The 17,023-nt window shown below is 57.6% G+C and carries 16 protein-coding genes; 9 read left to right on the top strand and 7 right to left on the bottom strand.

Annotated features, from left to right (window positions below; translation table 11 throughout):
• Positions 1 to 317: 317 nt before the first annotated feature.
• The 5 genes from IB144_RS09620 to otsA all read left to right on the top strand — a co-directional run bounded on the left by IB144_RS09620 (position 318) and on the right by otsA (position 6,219).
• Entirely contained in the window at positions 318 to 1,298 is a 981-nt protein-coding gene (locus IB144_RS09620) for an arabinose ABC transporter substrate-binding protein (protein ID WP_002911518.1), read from the top strand.
• A gap of 62 nt (positions 1,299 to 1,360) precedes the next feature.
• Positions 1,361 to 2,875, top strand: coding sequence for an L-arabinose ABC transporter ATP-binding protein AraG (araG, locus tag IB144_RS09625; protein WP_002911516.1), 1,515 nt, complete (start codon positions 1,361 to 1,363; stop codon positions 2,873 to 2,875).
• Positions 2,876 to 2,889: 14 nt separating this feature from the next.
• Positions 2,890 to 3,870 carry an L-arabinose ABC transporter permease AraH gene (gene araH / locus IB144_RS09630; RefSeq protein WP_065888605.1) on the top strand — a complete coding sequence of 327 codons (981 nt, stop codon included), beginning with the start codon at positions 2,890 to 2,892 and terminating at the stop codon, positions 3,868 to 3,870.
• Positions 3,871 to 4,031: 161 nt separating this feature from the next.
• Complete coding sequence (gene otsB, locus IB144_RS09635; protein ID WP_002911505.1) at positions 4,032 to 4,820, top strand: trehalose-phosphatase; 789 nt, start codon at positions 4,032 to 4,034, stop codon at positions 4,818 to 4,820.
• Complete coding sequence (gene otsA / locus IB144_RS09640) at positions 4,795 to 6,219, top strand: alpha,alpha-trehalose-phosphate synthase (RefSeq protein WP_004175414.1); 1,425 nt, start codon at positions 4,795 to 4,797, stop codon at positions 6,217 to 6,219. Before otsB ends, otsA begins: the two co-directional genes overlap by 26 nt.
• A gap of 23 nt (positions 6,220 to 6,242) precedes the next feature.
• Here otsA and uspC read toward each other — a convergent pair whose 3' ends face one another.
• On the bottom strand, positions 6,243 to 6,671 hold the full coding sequence (uspC, locus tag IB144_RS09645) for a universal stress protein UspC (RefSeq protein ID WP_002911500.1): 429 nt from the start codon (positions 6,669 to 6,671) through the stop codon (positions 6,243 to 6,245).
• 352 nt (positions 6,672 to 7,023) lie between these two features.
• On the opposite strand from uspC, the gene IB144_RS09650 reads away from it, so the two are divergent.
• A complete protein-coding gene (locus IB144_RS09650) occupies positions 7,024 to 8,607 on the top strand; it encodes an MFS transporter (RefSeq protein ID WP_002911499.1) in 1,584 nt (527 codons plus the stop codon).
• Positions 8,608 to 8,611: 4 nt separating this feature from the next.
• On the top strand, positions 8,612 to 9,751 hold the full coding sequence (locus tag IB144_RS09655; protein ID WP_004184668.1) for a glycoside hydrolase family 105 protein: 1,140 nt from the start codon (positions 8,612 to 8,614) through the stop codon (positions 9,749 to 9,751).
• A gap of 61 nt (positions 9,752 to 9,812) precedes the next feature.
• Here the strand turns inward: IB144_RS09655 and argS are convergent, their stop codons facing one another.
• Positions 9,813 to 11,546, bottom strand: coding sequence for an arginine--tRNA ligase (gene argS / locus IB144_RS09660; RefSeq protein WP_004151452.1), 1,734 nt, complete (start codon positions 11,544 to 11,546; stop codon positions 9,813 to 9,815).
• Positions 11,547 to 11,781: 235 nt separating this feature from the next.
• Here argS and IB144_RS09665 point away from each other — a divergent pair, with 235 nt between their 5' ends.
• Both IB144_RS09665 and cutC read left to right on the top strand, forming a co-directional pair.
• Positions 11,782 to 12,351 (top strand): VOC family protein, encoded by a 570-nt coding sequence (locus IB144_RS09665; protein ID WP_002911491.1) that lies wholly within the window; start codon positions 11,782 to 11,784, stop codon positions 12,349 to 12,351.
• A gap of 76 nt (positions 12,352 to 12,427) precedes the next feature.
• Positions 12,428 to 13,171 (top strand): copper homeostasis protein CutC, encoded by a 744-nt coding sequence (cutC, locus tag IB144_RS09670; protein WP_065888604.1) that lies wholly within the window; start codon positions 12,428 to 12,430, stop codon positions 13,169 to 13,171.
• A gap of 81 nt (positions 13,172 to 13,252) precedes the next feature.
• On the opposite strand, the gene cmoB is transcribed toward cutC, so the two are convergent.
• From cmoB to IB144_RS09695, 5 genes are read right to left on the bottom strand one after another with little or no spacing between them, the layout of a single operon-like run.
• Positions 13,253 to 14,257, bottom strand: coding sequence for a tRNA 5-methoxyuridine(34)/uridine 5-oxyacetic acid(34) synthase CmoB (gene cmoB, locus IB144_RS09675; protein ID WP_004151451.1), 1,005 nt, complete (start codon positions 14,255 to 14,257; stop codon positions 13,253 to 13,255).
• Positions 14,254 to 14,997 carry a carboxy-S-adenosyl-L-methionine synthase CmoA gene (gene cmoA / locus IB144_RS09680; RefSeq protein WP_004184666.1) on the bottom strand — a complete coding sequence of 248 codons (744 nt, stop codon included), beginning with the start codon at positions 14,995 to 14,997 and terminating at the stop codon, positions 14,254 to 14,256. Before cmoA ends, cmoB begins: the two co-directional genes overlap by 4 nt.
• Before the next feature lie 39 nt (positions 14,998 to 15,036).
• The gene (locus IB144_RS09685) at positions 15,037 to 15,432 is read right to left on the bottom strand and encodes an MAPEG family protein (protein ID WP_002911484.1); all 396 of its coding nucleotides are present in this window, start codon (positions 15,430 to 15,432) and stop codon (positions 15,037 to 15,039) included.
• Between the two features lie 52 nt (positions 15,433 to 15,484).
• A complete protein-coding gene (locus IB144_RS09690) occupies positions 15,485 to 16,303 on the bottom strand; it encodes a DUF72 domain-containing protein (protein ID WP_065888603.1) in 819 nt (272 codons plus the stop codon).
• The gene (locus IB144_RS09695; protein WP_004145564.1) at positions 16,300 to 16,866 is read right to left on the bottom strand and encodes a hydrolase; all 567 of its coding nucleotides are present in this window, start codon (positions 16,864 to 16,866) and stop codon (positions 16,300 to 16,302) included. The genes IB144_RS09690 and IB144_RS09695 overlap by 4 nt, the downstream gene beginning before the upstream one ends.
• Positions 16,867 to 17,023: the final 157 nt, after the last annotated feature.

Here is a 17,023-nt window from a genome sequence, read left to right on the forward strand (position 1 = left end):
TGCTGTAACCCACCGTTAAACATCCTCTGACAACACAAGGATAAGCCTGCTGATGGTATAGATGATCCTGCTATGCCCCGGTAAAATTGTATGACAATTGTGTCATTTTTTATGTCATTTTTTGCTAAATGTATGTACGCAATTACTGTAATTCCGCGATGTGATAATGCTCTCGTATGGAGAAATAATTTCCGGGTATTACTACTCTAACAACGGCAGTGGGGAATGCGATTTTTCTAATGCCTTGTTTTGATGCCGATTAAATTGTTAATTCCGATTTTTCCCTACATGAAAGCGAATTAAAGCTGGAGTTTACCATGCACAAATTTACTAAAGCGCTGGCGGCCATTGGTCTCGCTGCGGTTATGTCACAATCAGCTATGGCGGAAAATCTTAAACTGGGTTTTCTGGTGAAACAGCCGGAAGAGCCATGGTTTCAGACTGAGTGGAAATTTGCTGATAAAGCAGGAAAAGATTTAGGCTTTGACGTTATTAAAATTGCGGTTCCGGATGGGGAGAAAACCCTGAATGCCATTGACAGCCTGGCGGCCAGCGGCGCGAAGGGCTTTGTCATCTGTACCCCCGATCCCAAGCTCGGGTCGGCGATTGTCGCCAAAGCGCGTGGCTATGACATGAAGGTGATTACCGTCGATGACCAGTTCGTCAATGCGAAAGGCAAACCGATGGAGAGCGTACCGCTGGTGATGATGGCGGCGAGCGAAATTGGCGCCCGTCAGGGGCAGGAACTCTATAAAGAGATGCAAAAGCGCGGCTGGGATGTCAAAGACACCGCCGTAATGGCGATCACCGCCGATGAGCTGGATACCGCGCGCCGTCGCACCACCGGCTCCATCGATGCCCTGAAGGCGGCCGGCTTCCCGGACGCGCAAATCTACCGCGTGCCGACAAAATCCAACGATATCCCGGGAGCGTTCGACGCCGGTAACTCGATGCTGGTCCAGCATCCGCAGGTTAAACACTGGCTGATCGTCGGGATGAACGACAACACCGTCCTCGGCGGCGTGCGCGCGACCGAAGGTCAGGGCTTTAAAGCTCCCGATGTGATTGGCATCGGCATCAACGGCGTGGATGCCGTTAACGAACTGTCGAAGGCGCAGCCGACCGGCTTCTATGGTTCTCTGCTGCCAAGCCCGGATATCCACGGCTACAAAACCAGCGAAATGCTCTACAACTGGGTCACCAAGGGCGTCGAGCCGCCGAAGTTCACGGCGGTGACCGATGTGGTGTTGATTACCCGCGATAACTTCAAAGAAGAGCTGGCGAAAAAAGGGCTGTAACAGCCTGATTAAACTGGCCCCCGCCGCGGCGCGGGGGCTGAGTGCAGAAGAGCGGAGTCGTTATGCAACAGTCTACCCCTTATCTCTCATTTCGCGGCATCACCATGACGTTCCCTGGCGTAAAGGCCTTGTCCGATATCAGTTTTGACTGCTACCCAGGACAGATCCACGCGCTGATGGGCGAAAATGGCGCAGGCAAATCGACGCTGTTGAAAATTCTCAGCGGCAACTATATCCCGACCGCGGGCCATCTGCAGATCGGCGGCCAGCAGATGGCATTCGCCAATACCATGGAGGCGCTGAACGCCGGCGTGGCAATTATCTACCAGGAGCTGCATCTGATCCCGGAGATGACCGTCGCCGAAAATATCTATCTCGGTCAGCTGCCGCACAGAGGCGGCATCGTCAATCGCTCGCTGCTCAACTATGAGGCCCGCCTGCAACTGGAGCATCTGGGTCTGGATATCGACCCGGAGACGCCGCTGAAATATCTCTCCATTGGTCAATGGCAGATGGTGGAGATTGCCAAAGCGCTGGCGCGTAACGCCAAGATTATCGCGTTCGATGAGCCGACCAGCTCGCTCTCCGCCAGAGAGATCGACAACCTGTTTCGCGTCATCCGCGAGTTGCGGGAGGAGGGAAGGGTCATCATCTATGTTTCACACCGGATGGAAGAGATTTTTGCCCTCAGCGATGCCATCACCGTCTTTAAAGATGGCCGCTACGTTTGCACCTTTGACGATATGCCGAGCGTCAGCCACGACGCCCTGGTCCAGGCAATGGTAGGCCGCAATCTGGGCGATATTTATGGCTGGAAGCCTCGCCCCTATGGCGAGGAGCGGCTGCGCCTGGAAGAGGTCAAAGCGCCGGGCGTGCGCACGCCGGTTAGTCTCTCGGTGCGCAGCGGTGAAATTGTCGGTTTGTTCGGACTGGTAGGTGCCGGGCGCAGCGAACTAATGAAAGGCCTGTTTGGCGGCACGCAGATAACCGGCGGTCAGGTGTATATCGATGGCCAGCCCGTCTCCATTCGCAAACCGGCCCAGGCCATCCAGGCCGGGATGATGCTGTGCCCGGAGGATCGTAAAGCGGAGGGGATTATTCCGGTGCATTCCGTGCGCGATAACATCAATATCAGCGCCCGGCGCAAGCATATTCACGCTGGCTGCCTGATCAACAACGCCTGGGAGGCGGACAACGCCGATCAACATATCCAGTCGCTGAATATTAAAACGCCGGGCCCGGAACAGCTGATTATGAACCTGTCGGGCGGCAACCAGCAGAAAGCGATCCTTGGCCGCTGGCTGTCGGAAGAGATGAAGGTGATCCTGCTTGATGAGCCAACCCGCGGCATCGACGTCGGCGCCAAACATGAAATTTACAATGTGATCTATGGCCTCGCCGCCTCCGGTGTCGCCGTGGTGTTTGCCTCCAGCGACCTGCCGGAAGTGCTGGGCGTCGCTGACCGCATCGTGGTGATGCGCGAAGGACAAATCGCCGGCGAACTGCTGCATGAAGAAGCCAATGAACAGCAGGCGTTAAGCCTTGCGATGCCAACAGTGAGCCAGGCTGTCGCCTGAGTAAGGAGTAAATGATGTCATCAGTGACTACGTCCGGGGCTACCCGCTCAACCTTTAGCTTTGCCCGCATCTGGGATCAGTTTGGCATGCTGGTGGTGTTTGCGGTGCTGTTTATCGGCTGTGTGATTTTTGTGCCCAACTTTGCTTCATTCGTCAATATGAAAGGGCTGGGGCTGGCGATCTCGATGTCCGGGATGGTGGCCTGCGGCATGCTGTTTTGCCTGGCCTCCGGCGATTTTGACCTGTCGGTGGCGTCGGTTATCGCCTGCGCCGGGGTCACCACCGCGGTGGTGATTAATCTCAGCGAATGCCTGTGGCTGGGGATCGCCGCAGGCCTGTTGCTGGGGGCGCTTAGTGGTCTGGTTAACGGCTTTGTCATTGCGCGCCTTAAGATCAACGCGCTGATCACCACGCTGGCCACCATGCAGATGGTCCGCGGCCTGGCCTATATTATCTCCGACGGCAAAGCGGTGGGGATCGAAGATGAACGTTTCTTCACCCTCGGCTATGCCAACTGGTTTGGTTTGCCGGCGCCGATCTGGCTGACCGTCGCCTGCCTGGTGGTTTTCGGATTATTACTAAACAAAACCACCTTTGGCCGTAATACGCTGGCTATTGGCGGCAATGAAGAGGCGGCGCGCCTGGCCGGCGTCCCGGTGGTGCGCACCAAGATTATTATCTTTGTGCTCTCCGGTCTGGTATCGGCCGCAGCGGGTATCATTCTGGCGTCGCGCATGACCAGCGGCCAGCCGATGACCTCGATTGGCTATGAGCTGATTGTTATTTCGGCCTGCGTGCTGGGCGGGGTGTCGCTGAAGGGCGGGATCGGCAAGATCTCCTACGTGGTGGCCGGGATCCTGATCCTCGGAACCGTGGAAAATGCGATGAACCTGCTGAATATCTCGCCATTCTCACAATACGTCGTGCGCGGGGTGATCCTGCTGGCGGCGGTGATCTTCGACCGCTACAAACAAAAAGCCAAACGTGCGGCCTGAATTTAAACCGAACTTTTTAGTTTACAGAGTAATTGCCGCCAGCGCCCGTTTCGCTGGCGGTAACTATCAAAAATGGCGAGGTTGGTCACACTGTCTATACTTACATGGCTCACATATAATTAACAACCAGCTTCGGCTGGCCATGATAAGGAGGAAACAGGGTGGATAACCAGATATCTGTACCGCCTGCGCTAACCGGAAACTACGCTTTTTTCTTTGACCTCGACGGTACTCTTGCCGATATCCAACCGCACCCCGATCAGGTGGTGATACCCGACAGCACGCTGCAGGCGCTCAATGCGCTGGCCCAGCAGCAGGGGGGCGCGGTGGCATTGATTTCAGGGCGCTCAATGGCTGAACTTGACGCGCTAACCCATCCCTGGCGGCTACCGCTGGCCGGCGTTCACGGGGCCGAGCGCCGTGATATCAATGGTAAAACCTACATCGTCTCTCTGCCGACAGCGCTGCGCGATGAGATCGCGGCTGAGCTGACGTCGGCGCTGGAAGCGCTCCCGGGATGTGAGCTGGAGAGTAAAGAGATGGCTTTCGCGCTCCACTATCGCCAGGCCCCGCAGCAGCAGAGCGCCGTGCTGGAGCTGGCGCAGCGGATTGTTCAGCGCTATCCGCTGCTGGCGTTACAGCTTGGCAAGTGCGTGGTGGAGATTAAACCCCGCGGCGTCAACAAAGGGGAGGCGATTACCGCGTTCATGCAGGAGGCGCCATTCGCCGGCCGCGAACCGGTTTTTGTCGGCGATGATTTGACCGACGAGGCGGGATTCAGCGTCGTTAATCAACTGCAGGGAATGTCGGTAAAAGTTGGCGCCGGGGAAACTCAGGCGCATTGGCGGTTGGCGGATGCCGCCGCTGTAAGGACGTGGTTGCAACATCTGGCGTATGACGCGCAAACCGAAAGGAGGGATGACCATGAGTCGTTTAGTCGTAGTCTCTAACCGTATCGCCTTACCGGACGATAAAAAATCGAGCGCTGGCGGTCTGGCCGTCGGCATCCTGGGGGCACTGAGAGCGGCGGGGGGTCTGTGGTTTGGCTGGAGCGGCGAGATTGGCGATGACCAGCAGCCGCTCAAGCAGGTCTCCCGCGGGAATATTTCATGGGCGTCGTTCAACCTTAATGAACGGGACCATGATGAATACTACAACCAGTTCTCTAACGCCGTGCTGTGGCCGGCTTTCCACTATCGCCTTGATCTGGTCAGCTTTCAGCGCGAAGCCTGGGAGGGATATCTGCGAGTTAACGCCATGCTGGCGGACAAGCTTCTGCCGCTGATTGAGCCAGACGATACGCTGTGGATCCATGATTACCATCTTCTGCCCTTCGCCAGCGAGCTGCGCAAGCGCGGGGTGAACAATCGCATCGGGTTTTTCTTACATATTCCGTTCCCGACGCCGGAGATTTTTAACGCTCTGCCGCCGCACGCTGAGCTGCTGGAGCAACTGTGCGATTACGATCTGCTGGGCTTCCAGACCGAAAGCGACAGAACCGCTTTTCTCGACAGCATTGCTATGCAGACTCGCCTATCCGACCTCGGCGATAAACGCTATCAGGCATGGGGTAAGGCGTTCAGTACCGAGGTTTATCCGATAGGGATCGATCCGGACGAAATTACGCGCAACGCTAAAGGTCCGCTGCCGCCGAAGCTGGCCCAGCTGAAGAACGAGCTGAAAAATGTGAAGAATATCTTCTCCGTGGAGCGTCTTGACTATTCGAAAGGGTTGCCGGAGCGATTCCTCGCCTACGAGACGCTGCTCGAGAAGTACCCTCAGCACCACGGCAAAATCCGTTATACCCAGATCGCACCGACCTCCCGCGGCGATGTGCAGGCCTATCAGGATATCCGCCACCAGCTGGAAACCGCAGCCGGACGCATCAACGGACAGTTTGGTCAGCTTGGCTGGACACCGCTCTACTATCTGAACCAGCATTTTGATCGTAAGCTGCTGATGAAGGTCTTCCGCTACTCTGACGTCGGGCTGGTGACGCCGCTACGCGATGGTATGAACCTGGTGGCGAAGGAGTACGTCGCGGCGCAGGATCCGGATAACCCTGGCGTACTGGTCCTGTCGCAGTTTGCCGGGGCGGCGCAGGAGCTGACCAGCGCCCTGATCGTCAATCCTTACGATCGCGACGAGGTTGCCGCCGCGCTGGATCGCGCGCTCAGCATGCCGCTGGCGGAACGTATCGCCCGTCATTCAGCGATGCTGGACGTGATCAGAGAAAATGATATTCATAACTGGCAGGCGCGCTTTGTCGAGGATCTGCAGCATATTTCACCGCGCAGCGAGGAGAGCCGTCTGCGGGGGAAGATAGCCACCTTCCCTAAACTGGCCTAGTTCAGGAAAAGGGCTAACCGGCGTTAGCCCTTTTCAAGGGAAACCAACAGGACATCAACGCCGCAGCTGCCGACGATACTTTTCGCCGAGCAGGTGGCGCGTGAGAAGAGGGAATGGTTGTGATTGCCGCAGATCACCAGATCAACACGGTGCGAGCGGCAGAAGTCCTTAATATGATGGCCTAGCTCGCCGCAGGCGATGGTCATTCTTTCTATTGGGTAGTCCGCGTGGCGAGCCAGCTCATTGAGAAACTCCCGCGTCTCTTCCTGCATCACTTCGCGCAGATTTTCCATCATCGGTGCGGCGAACTGGTTATACAGCTCCGGATCCGTAGCGAGGGTGATTAAGCTCACTTTCGCGTTAACGGGGCGGGCTATTGACACCGCTTTTTTAATTAACACCTGACTCTCCGGCGTTGGCGCGACGGCAACCAGCAGATGGGTATAAGGCATCTGGCCTCCTTGAGATACGCGGAATAACCCTTTCTTCCATTCTTTACTCCTGTTTCCCCGACTGCGCAAGGGCCGATCCCGTGATTTGCGAGCCTGTTCGTTAGTCGGCGACCTTCCAGCCAGATCACATCAGTGAACCTGTCTTTTGATTAAAAAGAAATGCCGTTTTATAAATGAGTGAAGTGGCGACGTCATCTCTTTGTCATTTTGCCACCGGCGACTGTTCCGTGGCAAAAGTACAAAGGTAACCTCCTTTCACAGCTTTTAGTGTAGCCAGGTACCCACTCCCTTCCGGTGGCAAATCCGGAACGATTGTCGGCGTTCTTTTAAAAAAAGACACAGGATCACGGCGATGAAAACACGAAAAATTGGACTGGCTAACTATCTGGCCTACGGCGCGGGCGATTTTCTCGGCGCCGGCACGACGGCGTTAACCGCCGCATGGCTGCTCTACTTTTACACGACCTTTTGCGGACTGACCCCGATTGAGGCCACGCTTATTTTTGCTGCCGCCCGCGTGCTGGACGCGGTGGTAAGCCCGCTGATGGGCTTTCTCACCGATAACTTTGGCACCACCTGGCTTGGTAAGCGCTTCGGCCGCAGAAAATTCTTTATTCTGCTCGGCATCCCCTGCGTATTCAGCTATTCAGCGATGTGGGTCGGCGAGATGGGCTTCTGGTACTACCTGGCGACCTATCTGCTGTTTGATATGGTCTATACCATGATTCTGGTGCCCTATGAGACGCTGGTGCCGGAGATGACCGATGACTTTAAACAGAAAACCAAATTCTCCGGCGCGCGCATTTCGATGGCGCAGATGTCGGCGATTTTAGCCTCCTTCCTGCCGGGGATCCTTCTCTCCTGGCTCGGCAAAGATAATGCCAGCTCGTTCTTCTATGCCAGTCTGGTGTTCTCGGTGCTGTGCGCGGTGATGCTGACTCTGGTCTGGTGTTTCACCTGGGAACGACCCCGGGAGGCGTGGTCGGAAGCGGCCCTGCGGGCGGAAGCGGAAAAACAAAACTTAACCCTTGCTCAGAGCCTCAATCGCCTGGTGATTGAGCTGAGTTCTACGCTGCGGATAAAAATTTTCCGCCAGCACCTCGGCATGTATCTGGGGGGCTATATCGCCCAGGACGTCTTCAATGCCGTGTTTACCTATTACGTAGTCTTTGTTCTGATGCAGGAAGCCGCCGTCGCCTCGAACCTGCTGGGGACGATGGCCATCTTCCAGTTTATTGCAGTAATCGCCATGATCCCGCTGTGCATTCGTTTTGGCCCCGCGCCGTCGTACCGCATGGTGGTGGTCCTGTTTGGCCTGAGCTCACTCTCCTACGCGCTGCTCTATTACGCCGGACTGAGCGACGTCTATTCCTTATTGCTGCTCATCTCTGCTGTCGCCGGACTGGGACGCGGCGGGATAAATTACGTACCGTGGAATACTTACACCTATATTGCCGACGTCGACGAAGCGATCACCGGCCAGCGCCGGGAGGGGATTTTTGCCGGCATCATGACCCTGACCCGCAAAGCCTCGCAGGCGGGGGCGGTGATGCTGGTGGGGATCATTATGCAGTTGTCGGGGTTTGTTTCCGGGCAAAAAATACAGCCTGAAGGGGTCAGCCATACCATTCTGCTGATCCTCAGCGTCGGCACTCTGGTGGTGTTAGCCTGCGGCTTCCTCGTCTCGCTGCGCTTCAAGCTCAACCTGCACACCCACAGCGTCCTGCGCAGCGAGACCCTCAGAATGCGCGAGCTCGGCTACGCTCAGTCGGAACAGACCAGTGCGGAACACCGTGCGGTGGTCGAGCTGCTGGCGGGGATGCCTTACGACTGTCTGTGGGGCAATAACAATATTGGCTATCTGAATCGTCATAAACCTGCTGCCCCGGCGCTCATTAAGGGCGGCGCTTTGAATTCGACATATACCCGAGGTTAACAACATGAAAGTTTGGCCGGTCAAACATAGCCCATTACTGCGTCAGCCTGAGCGTTTTATCGCCCGCAGCGAACTGCAGGCGCTGATCCGCAACGTGACGCAAAACCTGGTGAATATTAAGGATGAGAGCGGGCAATTTTTACTACGCCTGGATGACGGGCGCGTGATCGATACCAAAGGCTGGGCCGGCTGGGAGTGGACCCACGGCGTTGGGCTGTACGGCATCTATCAGTATTACCAGCAAACCGGCGATATCGAGATGCGTGATATCATCGATCGCTGGTTTGCCGACCGCTTCGCCGAGGGGGCAACGACCAAAAACGTCAATACTATGGCCCCGTTTCTGACCCTGGCTTACCGCTTTGAAGAGACCGGCCGTATGGCGTATCTGCCGTGGCTGGAGAGCTGGGCGGAGTGGGCGATGCACGAGATGCCGCGCACCGAGCAGGGCGGTATGCAGCACATGACTCTGGCGGAGGAGAACCATCAGCAAATGTGGGATGACACGCTGATGATGACCGTGTTGCCGTTAGCCAAAATTGGCAAGCTGCTTAACCGCCCCCAGTATGTGGAGGAGGCAACCTACCAGTTCCTACTCCATGTGCAGAACCTGATGGACCGGGAGACCGGGCTGTGGTTTCACGGCTGGAACTATGAGGGGCGGCATAACTTTGCCCGGGCGCGTTGGGCGCGGGGCAACAGCTGGCTCACCATGGTGATCCCGGATTTTCTGGAACTGGTGGATCTCCCCGAGGGGAACGCGGTACGGCGCTATCTGATTACAGTCCTCGACGCACAGATTGCCGCCTTGGCAAAATGCCAGGACGACAGCGGCCTGTGGCATACCTTGCTGGACGACCCGCACTCTTATCTTGAGGCCTCGGCGACCGCCGGCTTTGCCTACGGGATTCTCAAAGCGGTGCGCAAGCGTTACGTCGGGCAGCACTACGCCGGGGTGGCTGAAAAAGCGATTCGCGGAATTGTGCAGAATATTTCGCCGCAGGGGGAGCTGCTGCAGACCTCATTTGGCACCGGGATGGGGTCAGACCTCGACTTTTATCGCCAGATCCCGCTTACCTCGATGCCCTACGGTCAGGCGATGGCGATCCTTTGTCTGACGGAGTATCTACGCAAGTACTTCTGAGCAGGGCGCCCCGCTGGCGAGGCGCCGAATAAAACTAACCCGGCTTTCGCCGGGTTGCTTGTTACATACGCTCGACGGTTTCGATACCGAGGGTATCGAGACCCAGCTTGAGGGTTTTCGCCGTGAGCAGCGCCAGCTTCAGACGGCTGTTGCGGGTCTCTTCGCTTTCCGCGCTGAGGATCGGGCAGTGCTCGTAGAATCCGGAGAACAGGCCCGCCAGATCGTAGAGGTAGGCGCACATCACGTGCGGCGTCCCTTCGCGAGCGACCACGGAGAGGGTCTCTTCAAACTGCAGCAGGCGCGCGGCCAGCTGAGCTTCGCGATCTTCGGCGATGACCACCGGCGCGTCGATCATCGCGTTTTCGTCGATGCCGGCTTTGCGGAACACGGAGAGCACGCGGGTATAGGCATACTGCATATACGGCGCGGTGTTGCCTTCGAACGCCAGCATATTATCCCAGTCGAAGACGTAGTCGGTGGTGCGGTTTTTCGACAGGTCGGCATATTTAACCGCGCCGATACCCACCACTTTCGCCAGATTTTCCAGCTCGTCAGCCGACATATCCGGGTTCTTCTCGGCCACCAGGCGACGGGCGCGCTCCAGCGCTTCGTCCAGCAGATCCGCCAGCTTCACGGTACCGCCGGCGCGGGTTTTAAACGGCTTGCCGTCTTTCCCCAGCATCATACCGAACATATGGTGCTCCAGCGGCACGGAGTCCGGCACGTAGCCTGCCTTGCGCACGATGGTCCACGCCTGCATCAGGTGCTGGTGCTGACGAGAGTCGATGTAGTAGAGCACGCGGTCGGCGTGCAGCGTTTCATAGCGATACTTCGCACAGGCAATATCGGTGGTGGTATAGAGGTAGCCGCCATCCTTTTTCTGGATGATGACGCCCATCGGTTCGCCTTCCTTGTTTTTGTACTCATCAAGGAAGACCACGGTAGCGCCTTCGCTCTCAACCGCCAGCCCTTTGGCTTTCAGATCGGCGACGATCCCCGGCAGCATCGGGTTGTACAGGCTCTCACCCATCACGTCATCGCGGGTCAGGGTGACGTTCAGGCGATCGTAGGTGATCTGGTTTTGCGACATGGTGATGTCGACCAGCTTACGCCACATCTGCAGGAAGTACTCATCACCGCCCTGCAGCTTAACCACGTAGCTGCGCGCGCGCTCGGCGAAGGCTTCGTCTTCGTCATAGTGCTTTTTCGCTTCGCGATAGAAACCTTCGAGGTCGGCCAGGGCCATTTCGCCGGCGTTTTCCTGCTGCTGTTTTTCCAGATACGCGATCAGCATCCCGAACTGGGTGCCCCAGTCGCCGACGTGGTTGGCGCGGATCACCTTATGACCCAGGAACTCCAGGGTACGGACTGAAGCATCGCCAATGATGGTCGAACGCAGATGGCCGACGTGCATCTCTTTCGCTACGTTGGGTGCCGAGTAGTCGACGACGATAGTCTGCGCCTGCGGTTTCGTGACGCCCAGGCGCTCAGACTGCAGCGCGCGGTTGACGTTGTCCGCCAGAAACGCGGGGTCGAGGAAAATATTGATAAAGCCCGGCCCGGCGATTTCAACCTTGTTGGCAATGCCGTTGAGGTCAAGATGAGACAGTACCTGCTCTGCAAGTTGTCGCGGCGCCATACCCAGCTTTTTGGCGACAGCCATCACGCCGTTGGCCTGATAGTCGCCGAACTGAACTTTTGCTGACTGGCGGACCTGGGGTTCGCAATCGGCAGGCGCGCCTGCCGCGATCAGGGCCTGGCTGACTTTTTCTGAGAGAAGAGCCTGAATATTCACCGGAATACCTTACGTGTAATGCGCCTGCCCCCGAGGGAGGCGGCGCCATAATGTGGACAAATTAGGGCGGGAGTATACTGCATTTGTCCCCGTCCGTCAGCATTGCGCGCGGCGCGCCGGCGTGCGCAATCCATCGCCGGTCAGTTGCCCATCAGCGGGGCGGCGGTTGGTCCGCAGGCCGAAACACGGTAAATTACCTTTTCATTACTGACGAGCATTATTGACGAGCAAACCCATGGCAAACTGGCAGCAAAATGAACAACTGGCCGATATTACGGCGGATCTCCCGCGATTTTCCGATGCGCTTCAGCGCTTCACTGCGCGACTGGGACTGGAGATCGCCGGGCTCGACGCCGACCATATCTCCCTGCGCTGTCATCAGAATACCACTGCGGAACGCTGGCGCCGCGGTCTGGAGCAGTGCGGCACCCTGCTGTCGGAGAATATGATCAACGGCCGGCCCATTTGCCTGTTCAAACTGGCGGAGCCGGTCTGCGTGGCGCACTGGCGCTTCCATATCGTTGAGCTGCCGTGGCCGGGTGAAAAGCGTTATCCCCATGAAGGCTGGGAGCATATCGAAATCGTCCTGCCCGGCGATCCGGCAACCTTAAATGCCCGCGCGCTGGCGCTGCTGGCCGATGACGGACTCAGCCAGCCGGGGATCGTGGTCAAAACCAGCTCGCCGAAAGGGGAGCATGAGCGCCTGCCGAATCCTACCCTGGCGGTGACCGACGGCAGCGTGACAGTCAAATTTCATCCGTGGTCTATTGAACAAATCGTCGCCAGCGAGCAAGCCGATACGTAACAGTGTGAAGCCGCGCGGCGTCTGCCGCGTGAAATTGTGACATGCTGCAAAGGTTGTCTGGATCAGGGAGAGAGGAATGGCGGTACTGGAAGTGTGTTGCTACAGCATGGCGTGCGCCCGGGAGGCTGAGCGCTGCGGCGCCGATCGTATTGAGCTCTGCGCCGCGCCGCAGGAAGGGGGATTAACCCCCTCTTATGGGGTGCTGGTCTCGGCCCGCGAGGCGATTACTCTCCCGGTGCATCCGATCGTTCGCCCGCGCGGCGGCGATTTCTGCTACACCGAGGAAGAGTTCGCCGCGATGCTTAACGATATTCGCATGGTGCGGGATCTGGGCTTTCCCGGGCTGGTGACCGGCGTGCTGGATGCTGATGGCCAGGTCGATATCCCGCGGATGAAAAAAATAATGGCCGCGGCGGGGCCGCTGGCGGTGACCTTTCATCGGGCGTTCGATCTGTGCGCCGACCCGCGTCAGGCCTGGAAAACGCTGGGGACGCTGGGGGTCAAACGTATCCTGACTTCCGGTCAGCAATCCTCGGCGGAGAAAGGTATTTCATTAATTACGGAACTTATTGCCGCAGGGGATACTCCAATCATTATGGCCGGTGCGGGAGTCCGCGCCGCGAACCTGCCGCTGTTTCTGCAGGCGGGGGTGAAAGAGGTCCATAGCTCGGCTGGCCACTGGTTGCCGTCGGAAATGCGCTTTCGTCATCCGGGCGTTTCGATGTCAGCCGATCCCGATGCCGATGAATACAGACGCTACGCCGTGAATGGCGCAGCGGTGGCGGAGATGAAAAGGGTTATCTCCGCCTGGAGAAGTTAAACGGTTTTTTGCTGCACATCATGTCGCCCAATATGATGATTGCCCGTACCAGGCCCCTGCCCATTAAACAGGGGCCTTTTTTTATCTCGCTTTTTTCGCCAGCGACTGCTGGGTTTCCGGTTTGGTGGCAATGATCACAGCTCGTAATGGCGCCGGATAGCCTTCCACCGTTTTGCGCTGATCCTGTGGGTCGAGGAAATCGGCCAGCGATTCGGTCGTCATCCATTCGGTGCGTCGCTGCTCCTCTGTCGAGGTGACGCAGGCGTCGACGATGCGCACGTCAATAAACCCGCACTTCTCCAGCCACATTTTCAGGGCCGCCGCCGAGGGGATAAAATAGACGTTGCGCATTTGCGCATAGCGGTCGCCCGGAACCAGCACCGTATTTTCATCTCCTTCAACCACCAGCGTCTCCAGCACCAGTTCGCCCCCTGGCGCCAGCTGATCTTTCAGCTGCCACAGATGGTCCAGCGGCGAGCGGCGGTGGTAGAGTACGCCCATCGAGAACACGGTGTCGAAGGCCTCCAGCGCCGGCAGCTGCTCGATGCCCAGCGGCAGCAAATGCGCCCGCTGGTCGTTACCGAGCAGCTTACGCACCGCTTCAAACTGGCACAGGAACAGCTGGGTGGGATCGATACCGACCGCCAGATGTGCGCCGGCGCCGATCATCCGCCACATGTGATAGCCGCTGCCGCAGCCCACGTCGAGGATAGTCCGGCCAGTGAGATCGGACAGGTGCGGCAGAACGCGCTCCCATTTCCAGTCGGATCGCCATTCGGTATCGATATTGATGCCGTACAGCGAATAAGGGCCTTTGCGCCACGGCATCAGGTTTTTAAGCAGATTTTCGATCCGCCGCTGATGGCCTTCGCTGAGCGGCGTTTCGCTCTCGGCGGTGACGCTGTGCAGAAGATCCAGACGCCAGGGCGTTAGCTCCGGCAGAAATTCTACGGCGCGCTCCCATTCACGAAACTTGCCGTGCAGGGCATCGCGCTGCCAGGCGGCTACCTGGGCAGGCAGCGTCTCCAGCCAGTGAGACAGCGGGCTTTTGGCGATCAGCTGATAGAAGTTACTGAAGTCGATCATGCCTGCTCCCCGGCTTTCACGGCCACCAGCGAGCCAAAGTTAAAGCACTGGAACCACAGTTCGGCATGTTCAAACCCAGCCTGACGCAGGCGGGCTTTATGGGTTTCGACAGAGTCCGTCAGCATCACATTTTCCAGCATGCTGCGTTTCTGGCTGATCTCCAGTTCGCTGTAGCCGTTGGCGCGCTTAAAGTCATGATGCATATTGAACAACAGTTCGCCAACGTGGGCGTCTTCGAAGCTGAATTTTTCCGAGAGCACCAGCGCGCCGCCCCGATTCAGCCCCTGATAGACTTTATTGAGGATCGCCTGGCGATCGCCCGGCTCAAGGAACTGAATAGTAAAGTTCAGGATCACCAGCGAGGCGTTTTCAATGGTCACGTCGCGGATATCCCCTTCAATCACTTCGACCGGCGTCGGCGCTTTATAAGCGTCAATATGGCGACGGCAGCGCTCCACCATCGCGGGAGAGTTATCGATGGCGATAATGCGACAGCCCGGATGGCTAATATTGCGGCGCACGGAGAGGGTGGCGGCGCCCAGCGAACAGCCAAGATCGTAAACCTGAGTGTTGGGCTGAACGAAGCGCTCGGCCAGCATGCCGATCATCGAGATGATATTGGAGTAGCCGGGCACAGAACGCTGGATCATATCGGGGAAGACTTCAGCAACCCGTTCATCAAAGGTCCAGTCGCCGAGGCTGGCAATCGGCGCGGAAAAAAGCGTATCGCGGTGAGACATAACGTTAAACCCGAAAAAACGAAAACGGCGTATTGTGCGCTAACGGAGGGAGAAAACCAACTCCCAGGGCATATACCAAAGATTGGCCAGCACCATTAGCAACAACGCGCACCAGGTGGCGCTCATGCCGGAGCGGCGCCAGTAGTAGACGCGGTGATGAAAGCCCCAGGAGTGCATCAGTCGCCCGACAATCAATAAAATCCCGCAAACGTGCACCATCCAGGTCTGAGCGCCGTTCATCTCCATAAATAACAGCAAAATGAGGCCAATCGGCACATATTCGACGGCATTGCCGTGAACGCGGATGGCAACCTGCAGCTCGCTAAAGCCGCCGTCACCGTAGCCTACATGGTATTGGGTGCGCAGACGCACCACGTCAAATGAGAACTTCACTAACAATAACGCACCTAAAACGGCATACAGCGCGCTGACCATACGAAAACTCCCTTTAACTCTGGCAGATGGCTCCGGATATGATAGCAGGATATCAGAAAAGAGAAGATTGCTGCGGAATCGACGGCGCATTTCCTGCCGCCGGCAGGGCAGCGCGCAGGTCACCCCACAGGGTATCCACCAGCGCCGGGGCGAAAGCAATGTCCGGGGTATGCAGGAACAACCACGGGGTCCCCGACTGATGCCACTTCGCCAGGGTCTGAAGCCAGACGCGAAACAGTTCCCGGTTATGGGCCATATCGTCACCGCCGATAAACCGCACCATTGGCTGCCGGGCGGTCATCACCGCATGTACCGGCACCTTCGGTTTCTTTTGTTGGGCATCGAACATCGCCGGACTGGTGGCCGCAGCGCTATGGACAGGGCGGCTGTCGAGGATCACGCGGTTGACGTTACGCTCGTGCAGCCCGCGGTTGAGCTGCTGTTCCGCTTCCCCTTTGGCGAAAAACTCGGGATGACGAACTTCGACGCCGTAGGTGAAATCCTTCGGCAGTCCGTCGAGAAAATGCCATAGCGCGGGGAGATCGCGAGGACCGAACGTCGCCGGCAGCTGCAGCCAGTACTGGCCGATGCGCGAGGCCAGCGGCGCCAGGCGGGCAAAAAATTCACTGCTTAACTCGTCGCAATGGCGCAGGGCGGCCTGGTGCGAGATGGTGGCCGGAAATTTGAAGCAGAAGCGGAAGTCATCGTGAGTCTGTTCATACCAGCGGGCGACAATCTCCGGCTTCGGTAGCGCATACAGGGTGGTGTTGCCCTCCACGCAGTTAAAGTGGCGGGCGTACTCTTCAAGGCTGGTGATGCCAAGGCGCACCCATTTCGGGTGCGACCACTGGGGAAGCCCAATATAAATCATAGCGCCGTGAGGATCTCCTCGGTACTGCGCACCCGGCCGATGCGCGGGAAAATATGCGTCATACTGCCCTGATGCTGCTCGGCGGAGGCGGCGCTGCAGGCATCTTCGGCGATGACCAGGTTAAAACCCAGCTCCCAGGCATTGCGGGCGGTGGATTCGACGCCGATGTTGGTGGAGATGCCGCAGAGAATAATGGTGTCGATCCCGCGGCGGCGCAGCTGAAGCTCAAGGTCGGTGCCATAGAACGCGCCCCACTGGCGTTTGGTCACTTCGATATCGCTCTCCTGCTTACCCAGCGTGGCCGGGTAGGTCCACCAGTTTTCGGGCAGCGTATGCGCCCCGGCCTGAGCGTCGACAGGCTGTTTCAGCGCTTCGGCGAAATCGGCCGACCAGCCCACGCGGACCATGATGACCGGCGAACCCTGTTGCCGGCACTTGTCTGCCAGGCGAGCGGCGCGCGCCACCACCTCGTCAGCCCGATGCGGGCCGCCGGCGAAAGGCAGAATGCCTTCCTGCAGATCGATTACCACCAGCGCCGTGTTTTTTGCATTGAGTTCTAACATGGTATCCCCGTATCTTCATCTGTTGTCAGGCGGCTACAATACCTTTGCGGCTTCAGCAAAAGAGTAACAAATTTTGTTAATTTATGTGAGTGTGGACGTTAAGCGCGCAGCAAAGCAGCGTACATCGTGCGTCGGACTTATCGAACGACAGAATTTC

The sequence above is a fragment of the Klebsiella sp. K4 genome, from assembly GCF_014596785.2.
GTDB lineage: Bacteria > Pseudomonadota > Gammaproteobacteria > Enterobacterales > Enterobacteriaceae > Klebsiella > Klebsiella pneumoniae.